At 73.7% G+C, this 14303-nt stretch carries 18 protein-coding genes; 9 read left to right on the top strand and 9 right to left on the bottom strand.

The annotated features are described in order from the left end of the window. The first annotated feature begins 22 nt into the window (after positions 1-22). Together ABEA87_RS26540 and ABEA87_RS26535 are read left to right on the top strand one after the other, a co-directional pair. Complete coding sequence (locus ABEA87_RS26540; protein ID WP_345634066.1) at positions 23-220, top strand: hypothetical protein; 198 nt, start codon at positions 23-25, stop codon at positions 218-220. A 178-nt stretch (positions 221-398) separates the two neighbouring features. Beyond that, entirely contained in the window at positions 399-1136 is a 738-nt protein-coding gene (locus ABEA87_RS26535) for a hypothetical protein (protein WP_345634064.1), read from the top strand. Between the two features lie 15 nt (positions 1137-1151). Here the strand turns inward: ABEA87_RS26535 and ABEA87_RS26530 are convergent, their stop codons facing one another. After that, on the bottom strand, positions 1152-1499 hold the full coding sequence (locus tag ABEA87_RS26530; RefSeq protein WP_345634062.1) for a PRC-barrel domain-containing protein: 348 nt from the start codon (positions 1497-1499) through the stop codon (positions 1152-1154). A 392-nt stretch (positions 1500-1891) separates the two neighbouring features. Beyond that, a complete protein-coding gene (locus tag ABEA87_RS26525) occupies positions 1892-2092 on the bottom strand; it encodes a hypothetical protein (protein ID WP_345634060.1) in 201 nt (66 codons plus the stop codon). Between the two features lie 232 nt (positions 2093-2324). Here ABEA87_RS26525 and ABEA87_RS26520 point away from each other — a divergent pair, with 232 nt between their 5' ends. Further along, positions 2325-2999: a uracil-DNA glycosylase gene (locus tag ABEA87_RS26520; RefSeq protein WP_345634058.1), complete on the top strand. Its 675-nt coding sequence runs from the start codon at positions 2325-2327 to the stop codon at positions 2997-2999. An 89-nt stretch (positions 3000-3088) separates the two neighbouring features. On the opposite strand, the gene ABEA87_RS26515 is transcribed toward ABEA87_RS26520, so the two are convergent. Beyond that, entirely contained in the window at positions 3089-3661 is a 573-nt protein-coding gene (locus ABEA87_RS26515) for a TetR/AcrR family transcriptional regulator (protein WP_345634056.1), read from the bottom strand. Positions 3662-3835: 174 nt separating this feature from the next. On the opposite strand from ABEA87_RS26515, the gene ABEA87_RS26510 reads away from it, so the two are divergent. Both ABEA87_RS26510 and ABEA87_RS26505 read left to right on the top strand, forming a co-directional pair. After that, a complete protein-coding gene (locus ABEA87_RS26510; protein WP_345634054.1) occupies positions 3836-4192 on the top strand; it encodes a YciI family protein in 357 nt (118 codons plus the stop codon). A 151-nt stretch (positions 4193-4343) separates the two neighbouring features. Next, a complete protein-coding gene (locus ABEA87_RS26505; protein ID WP_425570963.1) occupies positions 4344-5555 on the top strand; it encodes an RNA polymerase sigma factor in 1212 nt (403 codons plus the stop codon). A gap of 33 nt (positions 5556-5588) precedes the next feature. Here ABEA87_RS26505 and ABEA87_RS26500 read toward each other — a convergent pair whose 3' ends face one another. Both ABEA87_RS26500 and ABEA87_RS26495 read right to left on the bottom strand, forming a co-directional pair. Next, positions 5589-6158 carry a hypothetical protein gene (locus tag ABEA87_RS26500; protein WP_345634052.1) on the bottom strand — a complete coding sequence of 190 codons (570 nt, stop codon included), beginning with the start codon at positions 6156-6158 and terminating at the stop codon, positions 5589-5591. 212 nt (positions 6159-6370) lie between these two features. Beyond that, positions 6371-6790 carry a ChaB family protein gene (locus ABEA87_RS26495; RefSeq protein ID WP_345634324.1) on the bottom strand — a complete coding sequence of 140 codons (420 nt, stop codon included), beginning with the start codon at positions 6788-6790 and terminating at the stop codon, positions 6371-6373. 233 nt (positions 6791-7023) lie between these two features. Here ABEA87_RS26495 and ABEA87_RS26490 point away from each other — a divergent pair, with 233 nt between their 5' ends. The 4 genes from ABEA87_RS26490 to ABEA87_RS26475 all read left to right on the top strand — a co-directional run bounded on the left by ABEA87_RS26490 (position 7024) and on the right by ABEA87_RS26475 (position 10112). Further along, positions 7024-7539, top strand: coding sequence for a hypothetical protein (locus tag ABEA87_RS26490; RefSeq protein WP_345634051.1), 516 nt, complete (start codon positions 7024-7026; stop codon positions 7537-7539). Between the two features lie 11 nt (positions 7540-7550). Beyond that, positions 7551-8720 (top strand): sensor histidine kinase, encoded by a 1170-nt coding sequence (locus ABEA87_RS26485; RefSeq protein WP_345634050.1) that lies wholly within the window; start codon positions 7551-7553, stop codon positions 8718-8720. After that, complete coding sequence (locus tag ABEA87_RS26480; RefSeq protein WP_345634049.1) at positions 8717-9241, top strand: ATP-binding protein; 525 nt, start codon at positions 8717-8719, stop codon at positions 9239-9241. Before ABEA87_RS26485 ends, ABEA87_RS26480 begins: the two co-directional genes overlap by 4 nt. 190 nt (positions 9242-9431) lie before the next feature. Further along, positions 9432-10112: an SMI1/KNR4 family protein gene (locus ABEA87_RS26475; RefSeq protein ID WP_345634048.1), complete on the top strand. Its 681-nt coding sequence runs from the start codon at positions 9432-9434 to the stop codon at positions 10110-10112. On the opposite strand, the gene ABEA87_RS26470 is transcribed toward ABEA87_RS26475, so the two are convergent. From ABEA87_RS26470 to ABEA87_RS26455, 4 genes are all read right to left on the bottom strand, one after another. Beyond that, positions 10109-10438: a hypothetical protein gene (locus tag ABEA87_RS26470; RefSeq protein WP_345634047.1), complete on the bottom strand. Its 330-nt coding sequence runs from the start codon at positions 10436-10438 to the stop codon at positions 10109-10111. The two genes, ABEA87_RS26475 and ABEA87_RS26470, sit on opposite strands and share 4 nt — an antisense overlap. Positions 10439-10513: 75 nt before the next feature. Further along, complete coding sequence (locus ABEA87_RS26465) at positions 10514-11005, bottom strand: (2Fe-2S)-binding protein (RefSeq protein WP_345634046.1); 492 nt, start codon at positions 11003-11005, stop codon at positions 10514-10516. Between the two features lie 4 nt (positions 11006-11009). Further along, positions 11010-11987, bottom strand: a complete 978-nt coding sequence (locus ABEA87_RS26460) for an FAD binding domain-containing protein (RefSeq protein WP_345634044.1) — start codon at positions 11985-11987, stop codon at positions 11010-11012. Then, positions 11984-14284: a xanthine dehydrogenase family protein molybdopterin-binding subunit gene (locus ABEA87_RS26455; protein WP_345634042.1), complete on the bottom strand. Its 2301-nt coding sequence runs from the start codon at positions 14282-14284 to the stop codon at positions 11984-11986. The genes ABEA87_RS26460 and ABEA87_RS26455 overlap by 4 nt, the downstream gene beginning before the upstream one ends. Between the last annotated feature and the right edge of the window lie 19 nt (positions 14285-14303).

Raw genomic sequence — 14303 nt, 5'->3', positions numbered from 1 at the left:
TCGCGTTGGCACCCGCCAATAAGTGGTGATCTGGCAGTACGGGACGCACCTGCGCGCCAAGGCCACGGTCACCCGTGAGGCGGAGTACCGAGCGCTCGCCGACCGGGCGGTGCGCGCCCAGGAGCTGGCGGAGCACCGGATGTCGACGGTCGGGGATCAGTTCAGCGAGCTGAACCGGCGACTGTCCGTGATCGAGGGCGTACTCAAGGACGCCGAGTAGCGCCCGGCCCGCGCATCCCGACCGGCACCGGCAGCCCCGGGCGTAACCGCACGGGCGACTGGGTACCCGGTAGTTCGGCACGGTGAGGAGGCGCGATGTGGAGTAGATCCGTTCCGCCGCCCGGCGATACCGGATGCCCGCTCGGCCGGGGCGGGCACGGTCGGTACGGGTGGCGGCGATGACCGCGAAGGCGAGCACCGCGACCCCGCCCAGCGGGGCGCGGACCGGGCGCTCCGCACCGGAGCGCAGGCCGACGGGCGAGGTACGCGTGCCCGCTGCCGCCGCGACGCTCGCCGCCATCGCCCTGTACGGGCTGCTCCCGCAGTCCCTGGTGGTGGGGCCGAGGTTCGTGATCCCCGGGCTGGAACTCGTACTGCTGATCTCCCTGCTGGTGGTCAACCCGCTCCGGATGAGCCGGCAGAACCGGGCCACCCGGAGCCTGTCCATCGTGGTGGTGGTGCTCATCGCCGCCGCTAACCTCGTGTCGCTCGGCCTGCTGCTGCACCTGCTGGTCGATCCCCACGCCGCGGGCGCGCCGCTGCTCATCGGCGCGCTGCAGGTCTGGGCGACGAACGTCATCGTGTTCGGGCTGGCGTTCTGGGAGATCGACCGGGGCGGACCGGTGGAGCGCAATCTCGTCGACCGCCGCGCCCTGCCGCGGGCCGACTTCCGGTTTCCGCAGGACGAGGACGCCGACACCGTGGTCGAGGTGGCCCAGGGCTCCAGCCAGCAGAGCGGGTGGATGCCGGTCTTCATCGACTACCTGTACGTCTCGCTGAGCAACTCCTCCGCGTTCAGCCCCACCGACACCATGCCGCTGTCCCACCGGGCGAAGATGCTGATGGGCATCGAGTCGACGGCGGCGCTGATCACGTCGGTACTGGTGATCGCGAAGGCGGTCGGCAGCCTGACCTGAGCCGGGTACGGCGGCTCAGTGGTGCCGGCCGACCCATTCCCTGGCCTCCTCGAGGCGGGCCCGCAGCTTGCCCTCCTCGATGCTGGCCTCGCCGGCACCGGTCCGCTCGTTCAGGGCGTGCAGTTCCCCACCCTCGACCGACAGCAGCACGGCCTGTTCGTGCAGCTCGGCGATCTGGTCTGCGTCGGCGAAGGCGTGCCGCGGAAGCGGCGGTGCGGCGTCGATGATCAGGCCGTGGAAGATGTCCGACCGCTCGTCGGCAAGGACGTGCTCCATCGTGCCGACGCGGTTGCCGGCGCGGTCGTAGACCGGGGTGCCCCCGCGCAGCGCGAGGTAGGCGATCGGCGGTCCGGGATCCTGCACAGCACCGACGCTACGCCCGCGGCGGCCGGCGTACCGGCGAAAGCGCCGGCCCGGCGCGCGGGACACGCCCCGAGCGGGCCGGAGTCCGCCGGGCGACCCGCACCGGAGGCCGCCGCCGCGCCGCCAGGCGGCGTGGGCCGCCGAGCACCCGGGACCGCCCGGGCGGACCAGGCACCGAAAGTCGCCGATCACGCGGGCCTGGGCAGGCACCCCAATCGCCGACCGCCCGGGGCCGGAGCTCCGGGCGGTCGGCGATTGCGCCGCGGGCGATCGCGCCGCAGGTCGTGCCGCGGGTGGTCGTGCCGCGGGTGGTTGTGCCGCGGGTGGTCGTGCCGCGGGTTCAGGCCCGCGGCGCGTGGGGTCGTGCCACGGGTTCAGGCCCGCGCCGCGATTCAGGCCTGTGCCGGCGCCGGGGGCACCGGCGCCGGCAGCTTGTTCAGCTCGCCCGCGCGGATCGTGTTGGAGATCAGGGTGATCGGCGTGGCCAGCCAGCCCGACACGCTCCACCAGCCGAATTTGAGGGTGTAGGAGTTGGCTTCCTTCCTGGCGCGCAGCCCGCAGTCGCGGCAGAAGTGGCCGCGGGTGAATCGCATTCTGCGCACGAGAACGATCCCCTGGAGAGCCGTGAAGGACATCCGGGCCGTGGGCAGGGCGCCGCACACGTCGCATGGGTGGGTGTCTGGCGTCGTCAACGTCAACCTCGTGAAGTTCGATGGATGGGCACCGGATGCTAACGCGCGACACCGGCGGCTTCAAAGATCGATTCGGCCGGGCGGCCCGGAGTGGTGTGGGGAATTGTCGGTGGCCGCCCGTACCATCGCGGTCATGTCGCTGGACCTGATGGAGTTGCTGCCGGCCGCCTGGCGTGAGGTCATCCGTCCTCACCTCGACCCCGACACACTCGGGGCGCTGAACGCGTTCGTTGACGAGGAATACCAGGCCCGCTCGGTGTACCCGCCGTTGCCGGATCTGTTCCAGGCGTTCCGCCTGTGCTCGCCAGACGATGCCCGGGTGCTGATCCTCGGCCAGGACCCTTACCACAAGGAGGGCCAGGCGCACGGCCTGAGCTTCAGTGTCCGGCCGGGCGTGTCCGTCCCCCCGTCGCTGCGCAACATCTTCAAGGAGTTGGGCGATGACCTGGGCGGGGCGCCCCGCACCGGTGGCGACCTCAGCGACTGGGCGGCGCAGGGCGTGCTGCTGCTCAACTCGGTGCTCACGGTCCGCGCCGGCAGCCCGGCCTCGCACGCCGGCCGGGGCTGGGAGCACTTCACCGACGCCGCGATCAAGGCGCTGGACGCGAAGCCCAGCAGGGTGGTCTTCATCCTCTGGGGTGCCTATGCGCGGAAGAAGGCCGCCCTGGTTACCCAGCCCCAGCACGTGGTCCTGGAGGCCGGGCACCCCAGCCCGATGAACCCGAGGGGCTTCCTGGGCAGCCGCCCGTTCAGCGCGGCGGACAAGGCGCTGGCCGACGCCGGCCTGCCACCGATCCGCTGGAGCTGACCCGAGGTCGCCCGGTCCCACCGTGCACGGCTGGCCTCGGCCGGTGCGGTCAGGGGCCCGGCCGGTGCGGTCACGCCCGGCCGGTGCAGTCAGCCTTGGCCGGTGGCGTGCCCGGCGAGCAGGCCGAGCACGCCGGTGATCGCCTGATCGAACGGCGCGGTCGAGCCGGCGGCACGCGCCAGCACGTAACCGCCCTGGAGCACCGCGACGACGGCAGCGGCCGTCGTGGCCACGTCGAGCGTCGCCGCCAACTCGCCCCGCGCCCTGCCTTCGGCCAGCACCTCGGCCAGGCGCCCGCGCACCCAGGCGAAGGTCTCCTCGACCGGCGCCCGCAGCGTCGGATCGGCCATGATCTCAGGGTCCTGGGTGAGCCGGCCGATGGGGCAGCCCTTGAGCACGTCCCGCTCGCGCCGCAGGTAGCGGGTGATCCGCTCGATCGCCGTGCCTGGTGCGCTGAGCTGCTCCTCGCCCGCGGCGCGCATCTCCTGCGCGGTGCGGCTGATCGCCGCGAGCGCGAGCTCGGGCTTGCCCGTGAAGTGGTGGTACATGCTGCCCTGGCCGGCCCCGGCCCGCTGCTGGATGGCCTTGGGGCTGGTCGCGACGTAGCCGCGCTCCCACAACAGCTCGCGCGTGCTCTCGATGAGGCGTTCGGAGGTGCTCACCCACCGAGCGTACGTACTGGTCGGTACACAGGCGTCGACCGGGTGCGACCGGCAGGCGCGACAGGCGGCAGAAAGTCGCCGCCGAGGGTGTCGAAACGGCCCCGGCTCGTTCGTATAGAGGGTGACAGGCCGGCACGGCGCCGGCGGTAACGTCAGGTTCGACGGGAGTCTCACATGCAGCAGTACCTGCTCAGCATCTACCAGCCAGACGGGATCACGCCGCCACCGGAGTTCCTGGAGAAGGTGATGCGCGAGGTGGACGCGTGGAACCAGGAGCTGCGGGCGGCCGGCGCGTGGGTGCTCACCGGCCTCCTGCACCCGGCGGACATCGCGACGGTGGTCCGGGTACAGGACGACCAGACGCTGATCACCGACGGGCCGTACCTGGAGGGCAAGGAGCACATCGGCGGGTTCGAGGTCATCCAGACGCCCGACCTCGACGCCGCGCTGAAGTGGGCCAGTAAGCTCGCCCGCGTGATCAGCCCCCTCGCGGTCGAGGTGCGACCGTTCCAGAACACGCTTGGCGGCTGACCCCGGGATGCCGGACCGGCCCGGGTCCGAGCCGAGGCGATCACGGCCGCCCGAGTCGCGGCCGCCCGAGCCGCGGCCGCCCGAGTCGCCGCCGCCCGAGCCGCGCCCGCCCGAGCCGGAGCGGCCCGAGTCCCCGCCGCCCGCGTCCCAGATCGAACGCGTGTTCCGACAGGAGTACGGCCGCGCGGTCGCCGTCCTGATCCGCGCTCTGGGCGACATCGACGCCGCCGAGGAGGCGGTTCAGGACGCGTTCGCCGCGGCCCTGCAGCGGTGGCCCGTTACCGGGCCGCCGCCGAGCCCGGCCGGGTGGATCATCACCACCGCCCGGAACCGGGCAATCGACCGCCGGCGCCGGGAGGCGTCCCGCGAACAGCGGCACGCCCAGGCCGCCCTGCTGCACACCCGGGACGAACCGGCCGAGGAGGGTCCCGTGCGCGACGACCGGCTACGCCTCATCTTCACCTGCTGCCACCCCGCGCTCGCCGTCAACGCCCGGGTCGCGCTGACCCTGCGGCTGCTCGGCGGGCTCACCACCGCCGAGGTCGCGCGGGCGTTCCTGGTACCCGAGCCGACCATGGCGCAGCGGCTGGTACGGGCGAAGGCGAAGATCCGCGACGCGCGCATCCCGTACCGGGTGCCGAGCGAGGCCGACCTGCCGGACCGGCTGCGCGCCGTGCTGGCCGTCGTGTACCTCATCTTCAACGAGGGCTACGCGGCCAGCTCGGGCGAGCGACTCATCCGCGAGGAGCTGTGCGCCGAGGCGATCCGGCTCGGGCGGCTGCTGGCCGAGCTGATGCCCGACGAGCCAGAGGTCATGGGGCTGCTCGGGCTCATGCTGCTCACCGAGGCGCGCAGAGCGGCGCGCACCACCCCACGGGGCGAGCTGATTCCGCTGACCGAGCAGGACCGTTCCCGCTGGGACACCGGCCTGCTGACCGAGGGGCGGGCCATCGTGCGCGCCTGCCTACGGCGCGGCCGGCCCGGCCCGTACCAGATCCAGGCGGCCATCAACGCCGTGCACAGCGACGCCCCGGTCGCGGCGGCCACCGACTGGCCGAGCATCGTCGCGCTGTACAACCTGCTCGCGGCAGTCTCCCCCGGCCCGGTCGTGGCGCTGCACCGCGCGGTCGCCGTCGCCGAGGTGGACGGCCCCGGCCCGGCGCTCGCCCTCCTCGACGGCCTCGAGCTGGGCGGCTACTACCTGTACCACGCCGTGCGCGCCGACCTGCTGCGCCGGCTGGGCCGCGACCCGGAGGCGGCCGAGGCGTACCGGGCGGCGATCGAGCGGGCCGGCAACGCGACCGAGCGCGACTTCCTGCGGCGCCGGCACGACGAGCTGACCGGCGCCGCGACCGACCCCTGACCAGCGAGTGCCCGGGCGCCCGACCTGGCGCGGCTACAGCCAGCCGGTCAGCGACTCGCCGGCCGCCAGCACCACGCCACGCCGCGTGCTCACCCGCACCGCGGGGGACGCCGGCCGCAGGTCCGTGCCGAAAGTGCCGTCCACGTACAGCAGCGGCAGGCCGAGTTCGGTCAGCGCCTGCCCGTCCCGGCCGTGGACGTCGACCGACACCTGCTTCAGGTAGCCCTGAATGTCGTCCTCCGGCGCGGTCACGATGTACGCGTAGGTCGGCGCGATCGCGTCGCAGGCCTCCCCGAACGCCGACACGACCTGCTCCAGGTACGCGCCACCGGAGCGCACCGCGTGTCGCGTGAACGAGGAGTGGCCCAGTGCCACGACCAGCGCCCGATAGTCCTCGCCCTCGACGAAGCGCACATCCACCGGCAGCTCCAGCCAGTCACCCTCCATGTACGGCAACGGGTCGGCCGAGTCCGGGGCGCCCACCCGCAGCGCGAACCCGGCCCGCTCGGCGAGCTCCCCCACCCAGTCCAGCGGTGCCAGCGGCTCGGGCGCCCCGGCCGGCTGGTTGACGACAAAAGCCGCGAAGATCTCGTGGGTACTCACTCCGGCGCCCCATTCATGGCTGGACGGATTCCCGCGCGGACGACCCTCCACATTGGACGGAGATGTCACCTCGCTGGAAAATTGGGTCAACCCTGCCACAGGCCGGCGACGCCGGACCCGCACGCCACGCCGGCCGCAACGCCATACCGGGCAACACTTTCGGGCGAGTACCCGGGACGACCGACCGAGCGTGATCCCGGCGCTGCCTCGGGTTACCGGCCGCGCCGATCCCGCTCCCGCGCCCGCCGGGTGGACCGCTCGTTGGCCTTCTCGATCGCGCTGACCAGGTCCGCCCGGTCGAGCCGCCGAGGGTCCTCGATGCCGAGCCGGCGGGCCACATCCCGCAGGTGCCCCTCGGAGGCGTTGGCGTCCACGCCCTGCGCCGTGCCCTTCGGTCGCTCCAGCGAGGCGGGCGCACCCTGCGCGGCCTGCGGATCGGAGGGACCCTTGCTCTCCTTCGGCTCCCAGTGGTCACCCACCTTCTCGTGGGTGTGCTTCAGCGACGCGTACGCCGTGCGGTGTGCCCGCTCTCCGTCGCCGTACGACTCCTCGGCGGACTGAAGCGTCTTCTTGTACGTTCGTACAGCTTTGTCGTCCGAGCGCGCGACCGTGGACGGCACCTCGTCGCGCATCTCCTCAGCCTGCCCGTGCTTTTGCCTGTCCTCTTCCTTGGCCATGGAGACGGAATTCCCGCCGGTGCCCCGCTCGAACATCGCTGGCGCCGCGCCAACGGGGCCGGTGGAGCAGATTTGCCGCTAAACGGGATGAATCTCCCACAGGCCGACCCTGGGTGGAGGCACCGTTCCACCCGGGTTCAACCCGCGGGCTGCGGTCCCCCGCGCCCAAGATTCCTAGCGTTGAGCACATGGACATCGCGCAGGTAATCCTCATCGCCGCCATCGTCATTTACATGATCATCCGGCGGTTCGCCGGACGGCCGCTGCAGGCCAAGTCCGCGATCCTGCCGCTGGCGCTGACCGCCTGGGGCCTCTACCAGCTGCGCGACGACCGGATCACCGCGCTGGACGTCGGCTTCCTGGTGGTCTCCGCGATCATCGCGCTCGGCGCCGGCGCCGCCCGGGGCGCCACCATCCGGCTCTACACCCGCGACGGGCACCTCTGGCAGCGGTACCGGCCGGTCACCCTGGCGGTATGGGTGCTGGTCATCGCGCTGCGGATCGGCCTGTCCGACCTCGGCCAGGCCAACGGGGTGACCCTGAACTCCACCGGGACCCTGCTGGCCACCCTCGGCGCCAGCTTGATCGCCGAGACCGCCGTCGTGTCGCTGCGGGCCGCCCGTACCGCAGTCCCCTACGCGCCTAAGACCGTCCGCGAGGGCAACGGGCCGAGCCGCCGCCGCGCCTCCTCCAGCTATCGGTGACACTGGTCAGCATGGCTGGAGCGCGGGTGGGGGTGGCGGTGTTGCGGCCGCGTATCCGCAGCCTCATCCCGCTGACCGCGGTGGATATCTCCATCGTCGAGAGCGGGCTGGAGGGCCGACCGTTCCCGTGGCTCGCCACGATCTTCCTGACCATGGTGACGCTGGGCTGGATGGCCATAGCGCTGGCCGCCCGCCCGCGCCCGGCGCTCATCGCCGGCCCGCTGCTGATGAGCGCCGGCGGCATCGGCCTCACCGCGGTGGCGCTGCCCGGGCTGGCCATCGTGTACCCGGCGGTGGCCTGCCTCAACGCCACCACCCGAACACCGCTGCGCTGGTCCGCACCGTTCACCGCGACGGTCGCCGCCGCCCTGGCGGCGACCCTGGCGGTCGAGCACCGCGGCGCCTCGCTGATCCTGCTGGGCCCGGCGGTCTGCGTCGCCGCGCTGCTGGTCGGGTTGATCCGCCGGCAGAACGAGGCGCTCGCCGAGGAGACCCGGCTGGCCCGGGAGGGCCAGGCCCGATCCGCCGCCCTCGACGAGCGGGCGCGCATCGCGCGCGAGATCCACGACGTGCTCGCCCACTCGCTGGCCGCGCTCACCGTCCAGCTCGAAACGGCCGACGCCCTCCTCGAGGGTGGCCGAGCCGACCAGGCCCGCCAGTCCGTGGTGCGCGCCGGCCAGCTGGCCCGCGAGGGCCTCGCCGAGACCCGCCGCGCCATCGGCGCCCTGCGCGGCGAGACCCTCCCCCTCCCCGAGTTGCTCACCGCCCTGTCCACGCACTACAACGGCGACTTCACCGGCGACCCGGCGACCGTACGGGTCGACGGCGCGCCGCGCGAACTCAACCCCGACACCGCGCTCGCCCTGTACCGCACGGCGCAGGAGGCGATGACCAACATCCGCAAGCACGCCCCCGGTGCCCGGGTCAGCATCGCGCTGAGCTACCGGCCCGGCACCGTCGACCTTGCCATCGTCAACTCCGCCCCACCGCCCGACGCCCCGCGACCGCTGGCCAGCACGGGCGGCGGGTACGGCCTGACCGGGCTGCGCGAGCGCGCCGAACTCGCCGGTGGCACCTTCTCCGCCGGCCCGGCGGAGCACAGCGGGCCTGAAGCCACCGGGCCGGAGCCCAGCGGGCCGGAGGGGTCGGGCTGGCGGGTGCGGATCAGCGTCCCCGCATGACCGGCCCCGAGACGGAATCCGCCGTGGCGACCGGTGCGCGGGTAGGGCCGGCCGGGCCGCGCGTGGAGCTGGCCATCCTCATCGGACTGCAGGCGTCGGGGAAGAGCACGTTCTGCCGGCGGTACCTGGCGCCGAGCCACGTGGTGGTCAGCAAGGACGACTTCCCGAACGCGCGGCACCGGCAGGCCCGCCAACTGCGCCTGATCGACGAGGCGTTGGCGGCGGGGCGCCGCGTCGCGGTGGACAACACCAACCCGTCGCCGTACGAGTGGCGACCCCTCATCGAACTCGCGCGCGCCCACGGCGCGACGGCGCTCGGGTACTTCTTCCCGCCCGACCTGATCGGGTCGCTGGCCCGCAACGCCGCCCGTGAGGGCAGGGCGCGGGTACCCGACGTCGGCCTGCACGCCACCGCCAAGCGACTGCGACGCCCCTTGCCCGGGGACGGGTTCGACCGGCTCTACGTGGTCCGGTTCGACGGCACCGGTGGATTCGACGTGCTCCCAGCCGATCCCGGATGACCGTGATCCCGGATGACCACGATCCCGGATGACCGTGATCCCGGATGACCGCGATCCCGGATGACCGCGATCCCGCGATTCCGGCCGAGCCGTGGGCCGGCCCGGTCACCGCCGCGCGGGCCTCGATCGAAACGCGTCTCGGCCCGGGTCATAGACTCTGGCGGTCCACAGGCGGCACGGGGAGACGCTGATGGCGACGCACATCGAACAGTCATGGTTTCGTATCGAACGGTGGCTTGCCACGCACGCGCCGCGCACCGCGACGACGCTACGACCGCCGGCCGAACCGGCGGCCATCGCCGAGTGCCGGCGGATCACCGGGGTGACGTTCCCGGACGATCTGATCGCCTCGCTGCTGCGTCACGACGGGTCCGCGCCGGAGTACCCGTCGTTCGTGCTGCCCGGGGGCTACCGCCCGATGCCGGTCGCCGACATCGCACCGGCCTGGCGGATCAGCACCGGCGGTCCCGCCCGCACGGACGGCCTCGCCCTCGCCAGCGGCCCCGCCCCCGCCAGCGGCCTCGCCCCCGCCGGCGCCGAGGGGCCGTTGCCCGGCGGCTACTGGCACCCCAAGTGGATACCGTTCGCGGACACGAACGCGCTCGACGCGTTGCTGGTCGACTGCCGGCTCGGCGAGAACCGGGGCGCGGTCGGGACGCACCGCAGGGGCGACGGCGACGGTGCCCGCCTCGGCCACTGGCCGTCGGTGGGCGCGCTGCTGATGGAGGTCGCGGACGCGCTGGAGTGGCGGCGTCCGGTCGGGCGGTGGTTGCCGGTCACCCTCGACGGCAGGCTGACCTGGGAGCCGAGGGACGAGCCGCACCCCGCCCCGCGATCACTGAGTGAGCCCGTTCCGGCCGCACCGAACTAACCGTGCTCGCGACCCGGTAGCGATGCCCCGCCGAGGAATGCCTCGTACGCGTCACGGGCGTCGCCGTCGACCTCCGGTCGCGGGTTGCCGTAGCGGGTATCGGCCCGGTCGCGGTGCGGCCCCGAGAGCCAGTACTCCTCGTGCGTCTGGACATCGTAGAAGTTGGCGTCGGACATCCCGGTCCAGCGGTGCAGCGTCTTGCCGTGCCAGTGCGCCGTCTTCCAGGTCCGGTTGAACCGCACCCAACTGATCCACGCAGGACCCTTGTCGAGGTCGTAGCCCGTCTTCAACTGAACGAACATCACCCGCATCGCCACGTCCCTCATGCTGACAGCTGGCACACCCGGCGCGCAGCACCGTTTCGCGGACCGGCCGTCCCCGTCGGTTCGCTTGCCGGAGCGTCAGGAGTCGGCGTGCCGGGCGCCGTCGAGTTCGCCGGCCGCCCGCACCACTGCCCGCCGGATCGACTCGTACCCGGTGCACCGGCACAGGTTCGAGGTGAGCAGTTCGCGCAGCCGGTCGGGGTCGGCCGCGACCGAGGGGTCGCGCGCCAGCGCGCCGGCGGCCAGCATCAGGAAGCCCGGGGTGCAGAAGCCGCACTGCAGGGCGTGCTCGGCGGAGAACGCCTCCTGCAACGGGTGCGGGGTGCCGTCGGCGGCGGCCAGCCCCTCGACGGTGCGCACCTGCCGGCCGTCGCACTGCACGGCGAACATCAGGCAGGAACGGACCGCCTCGCCGTCGACGAGCACCGTGCAGGCGCCGCACACACCGTGCTCGCAGGCGAGGTGGGTACCGGTCAGCCCGCAGTCCTCGCGCAGCGCGTCGGCGAGCGTGCGGCGTGGCTCGACGTCCAGCTCGCGGGCCTGCCCGTTCACGGTCAGCCTGGTGCGCACCGGCTCACCCACCGTCCCCGGACACCCGGGCGTCGCGCAGCGCCTGGTCGAGCGCGCGGCGCACCAGCACGGTGACCGCGTGGCGCTGGTAGGCGATGCTCGCGTGCGGCTGCGGCCGGGGATCCGCGTCCACGTCGCCGGCGACCTCGGCCGCACCGGCCACCGCCCCGGCACCATCCACCGCCCCGGCAGCGGACGCCGCCCCACCGCCGGACACCGCCCTGGCAGCGGACGCCGCCTCGGTGCCGGCCGGCTGCCCGAGCAGCGCCCGCTCGGCCGCGTGCGCGCGCACCGGCCGGTCAGCCGCGTTGACCAGCCCCAGCCGTACCCAGTCCACCACGCCGTCCCGCAACCGCAGCACGGCGATCGCGGCGAGCGCGGCGAAGCTGGCGTGCGTGCGCCGGTGCTCCACGAACCCGACGCCGGCGCCCTCCGGCAGCAGCGGCAGCCGGGCCTGGATCAGCAACTCCTCGGGGCGGCGCACGGTGCCGAACGGGCCGGTGAAGAAGTCGCCGGCGGCCACGGTGCGGGTGCCGTCCGGGCCGGCGAGGTCGAGGTGGGCGCCGAGCGTGGTCGCCACCGCCGGCCACTCCGCCGCCGGATGGGCGTACGCGAGGCTGCCGAGCATCGTGCCCCGGGCGCGGATCGGCGGGTGCGCGATGTGGTGGGCCACCAGGGAGAGCAGCCGGGCCAGCGGGCCCACCCCGGCGTGCTCGACCGGGAGTTCGAAGGCGCGGTGCCGGACCAGGGGGCGTACCCGCAGCGCCCCGTCGCCGGACTCGCCGGCCCGGTCGACGTCGAGGCGGGCGAACTCCTCGACGCGGTTGATGTCGACCAGCCGGGCCGGCCGGGCGGTCCGGTAGTTCATCTCCAGCACCAGGCTCTGCCCGCCGGCGAGCACCCGGGCGTCCTCGCCGGACAGCGCCTCGACCGCCTCGGCGGCACCGCGCGGCGCCAGATATTCGAAGGGTGCCGGCTTCACCGGGTCGCCTCCACCCGCAGCGGGGCGCGGCGCGCCGCCGACCGCCCGGAGCCGGTCCGGGCCGCCTCCCAGCACGCGTACGGGGTCAGCGGCGTCTGCAGCACGTTCGGGTCGTCGAGATCCAGCGCGTCGGCGACGGCATTGAGGATCGCGGCCGGCGTGCCTATGCAGCCCGCCTCGCCCGCGCCCTTGGCGCCCAGCGCGGTATTGGGGTTCGGCGAGCAGGTCTCGGCCAGCGTGAGCGGCGGCACCTCGGACATGGTGGGTATCAGGTAGTCGAGCAGGGTGAGGGTGCTCGGCAGCCCGTCGTCGTCGTAGCGCACCTGTTCGTACAGGGACTGGCCTAGGCCCTGCACGACGGAGCCTGCGGTCTGCCCGTGCACGATGACCGGATTGACCACGACGCCGTAGTCGTCGACCGCCACGATCCGCAGCACCCGCACCGAGCCCAACTCGGGGTCGACCTCCACGACCGCGATGTAGGTGCCGAACGGCACCGCCTGCGGAGGGTCCACCACCTCGTCGGTGCGCAGCGGCCCGGTGGCCGCCGCGAGTGCGCCCAGCGACATCGACTCACCGTCCGCGCTGACCGTCCCGGCGTGGTACCGGATCCGCTCGATCGGCACCGAGAGGCGCTCGGCCAGCCGCCCCCGCGCCAGCTCGATGAGGGCACCGGCCGCCTGGTGCAGCGCGGCGCCGCCGGTCTGCATGGAGCGGCTGGAGTACGAGCCGATGCCACGCGGCACGAGCGCGGTGTCCGCCTCCACCAGCCGGATCAGCTCCGGCTCGACGCCCAGGACGGCGGCGACCACCTGAGGGAACGACGTTTCGTGCCCCTGGCCGGTGGAGCAGCAACCGGACAGCGCGATGAAGCGGCCGTCCGGACACGCCTCGACCGAACCGAACTCGGAGGCGTTGCCGGAACGCTCGACGTAGCTGCAGATGCCTATGCCCAGCGGCGGCTCGACCCCGCCCTCGCGTCGCCGGGCCTGCTCGGCGCGCCATCCCTCATAGTCGACGGTGCGCATCGCCAGCCGCAGGGCCGCCGCGTAGTCCCCACTGTCGTAGGTGAACCCGGTGGGCGTCTGGTACGGCAGCTCGTCCGGCCGGATGAAGTTGCGCAGCCTCAACTCGGCCGGGTCCAGGCCGAGGCGCCGGGCCAGCAGGTCGACCGTGCGCTCGATCGCCGTGGCCGCCTCCGGCCGGCCGGCGCCCCGGTACGGGCTGGTCGGCGCCGTCGTGGTCAGCACCGCCCTGGCACGCACGTGCACCCGGGGCGTCCGGTACGCGCCGGCCGCCAGCACGGACGAGTTCAGCGGCACGAACGCGCCCAGGTGCGGGTACCCGCCGATGTCGGCGTCGATCTCCAGTTGGTAGGCGAGGATCCGCCCGTCGGCGTCGGCCGCCATCCGGGTGCGCTGGTTCTGCCCGCGCCCGTGTGGCGGTCCGGTCAGCGCCTCGGCCCGATCCTCCAGCCAGCGCACCGGCCGGCCCAGTTCCCGGGCCGCGACGGCCAGCGCGAGGTACTCCGGGTAGGTCTCGCTCTTACCGCCGAACGCGCCGCCGACGTCGGGCACCACCACCCGGATCCGTTGCCGGGACAGGCCCAGCGCGTTGGCCAGGTCGCCGCGCAGCCGGTGCGGCGCCTGGTGCGAACACCACACGGTCAGCCCGTCGGCGCCCTCCGGCCGGATCAGGATGGCACGCGCCTCCATGGAGGTGTGCGCGAGCAACTGTTGCCGGTACCGGCCCTCGACCACCACCGCCGCGTCGCGCCACACCGCGTCGTCGATCGGGTCGCCGAAATCCTTGTCCACCGCCACGTTCGGCTCGCCCGGGAACAGCAACACCTCGCTGTCGGCGGCCCGGGTCGGGTCCAGCAGGACCGGCAGCGGCGCCACGTCCACCCGGACCGCGTCGCGCGCGTCCTCGGCGGCGTACCGGTCGGCGGCCAGCACGAGCGCGACCGGCTGCCCCGCGTACCGCACCCGGTCGGTCGCCAGCGCCGGCCACGGCCGCCCCTTGGCCGCCTTGATGCCGAGCATCGGCGGGGTCAGCGGCACCTGGGGCAGGTCGGACGCCGACCACACGACCGCCACGCGGGGCATCCGGCGTGCCTGTGCGACGTGCACGCCGCGTAGCTCGCCGTGCGCCACGGCACCACGGACGAACGCGGCCTCCAGGCAGCCCGGCACCCGCAGATCGCCCACGAAGCAGCCCGCGCCCCGGACCAGGCGGGCGTCCTCCCGCCGGGCCGGCGCCCAACCGCCGCGCCGCGCCATCTCGCCTTCCACCATCCGAGTGGTTCCCGGCTAT

Source organism: Rugosimonospora acidiphila, assembly GCF_039543385.1.
Classification (GTDB): Bacteria; Actinomycetota; Actinomycetes; order Mycobacteriales; family Micromonosporaceae; genus Rugosimonospora; species Rugosimonospora acidiphila.
This window is presented reverse-complemented; position numbering and strand designations above follow the sequence as displayed.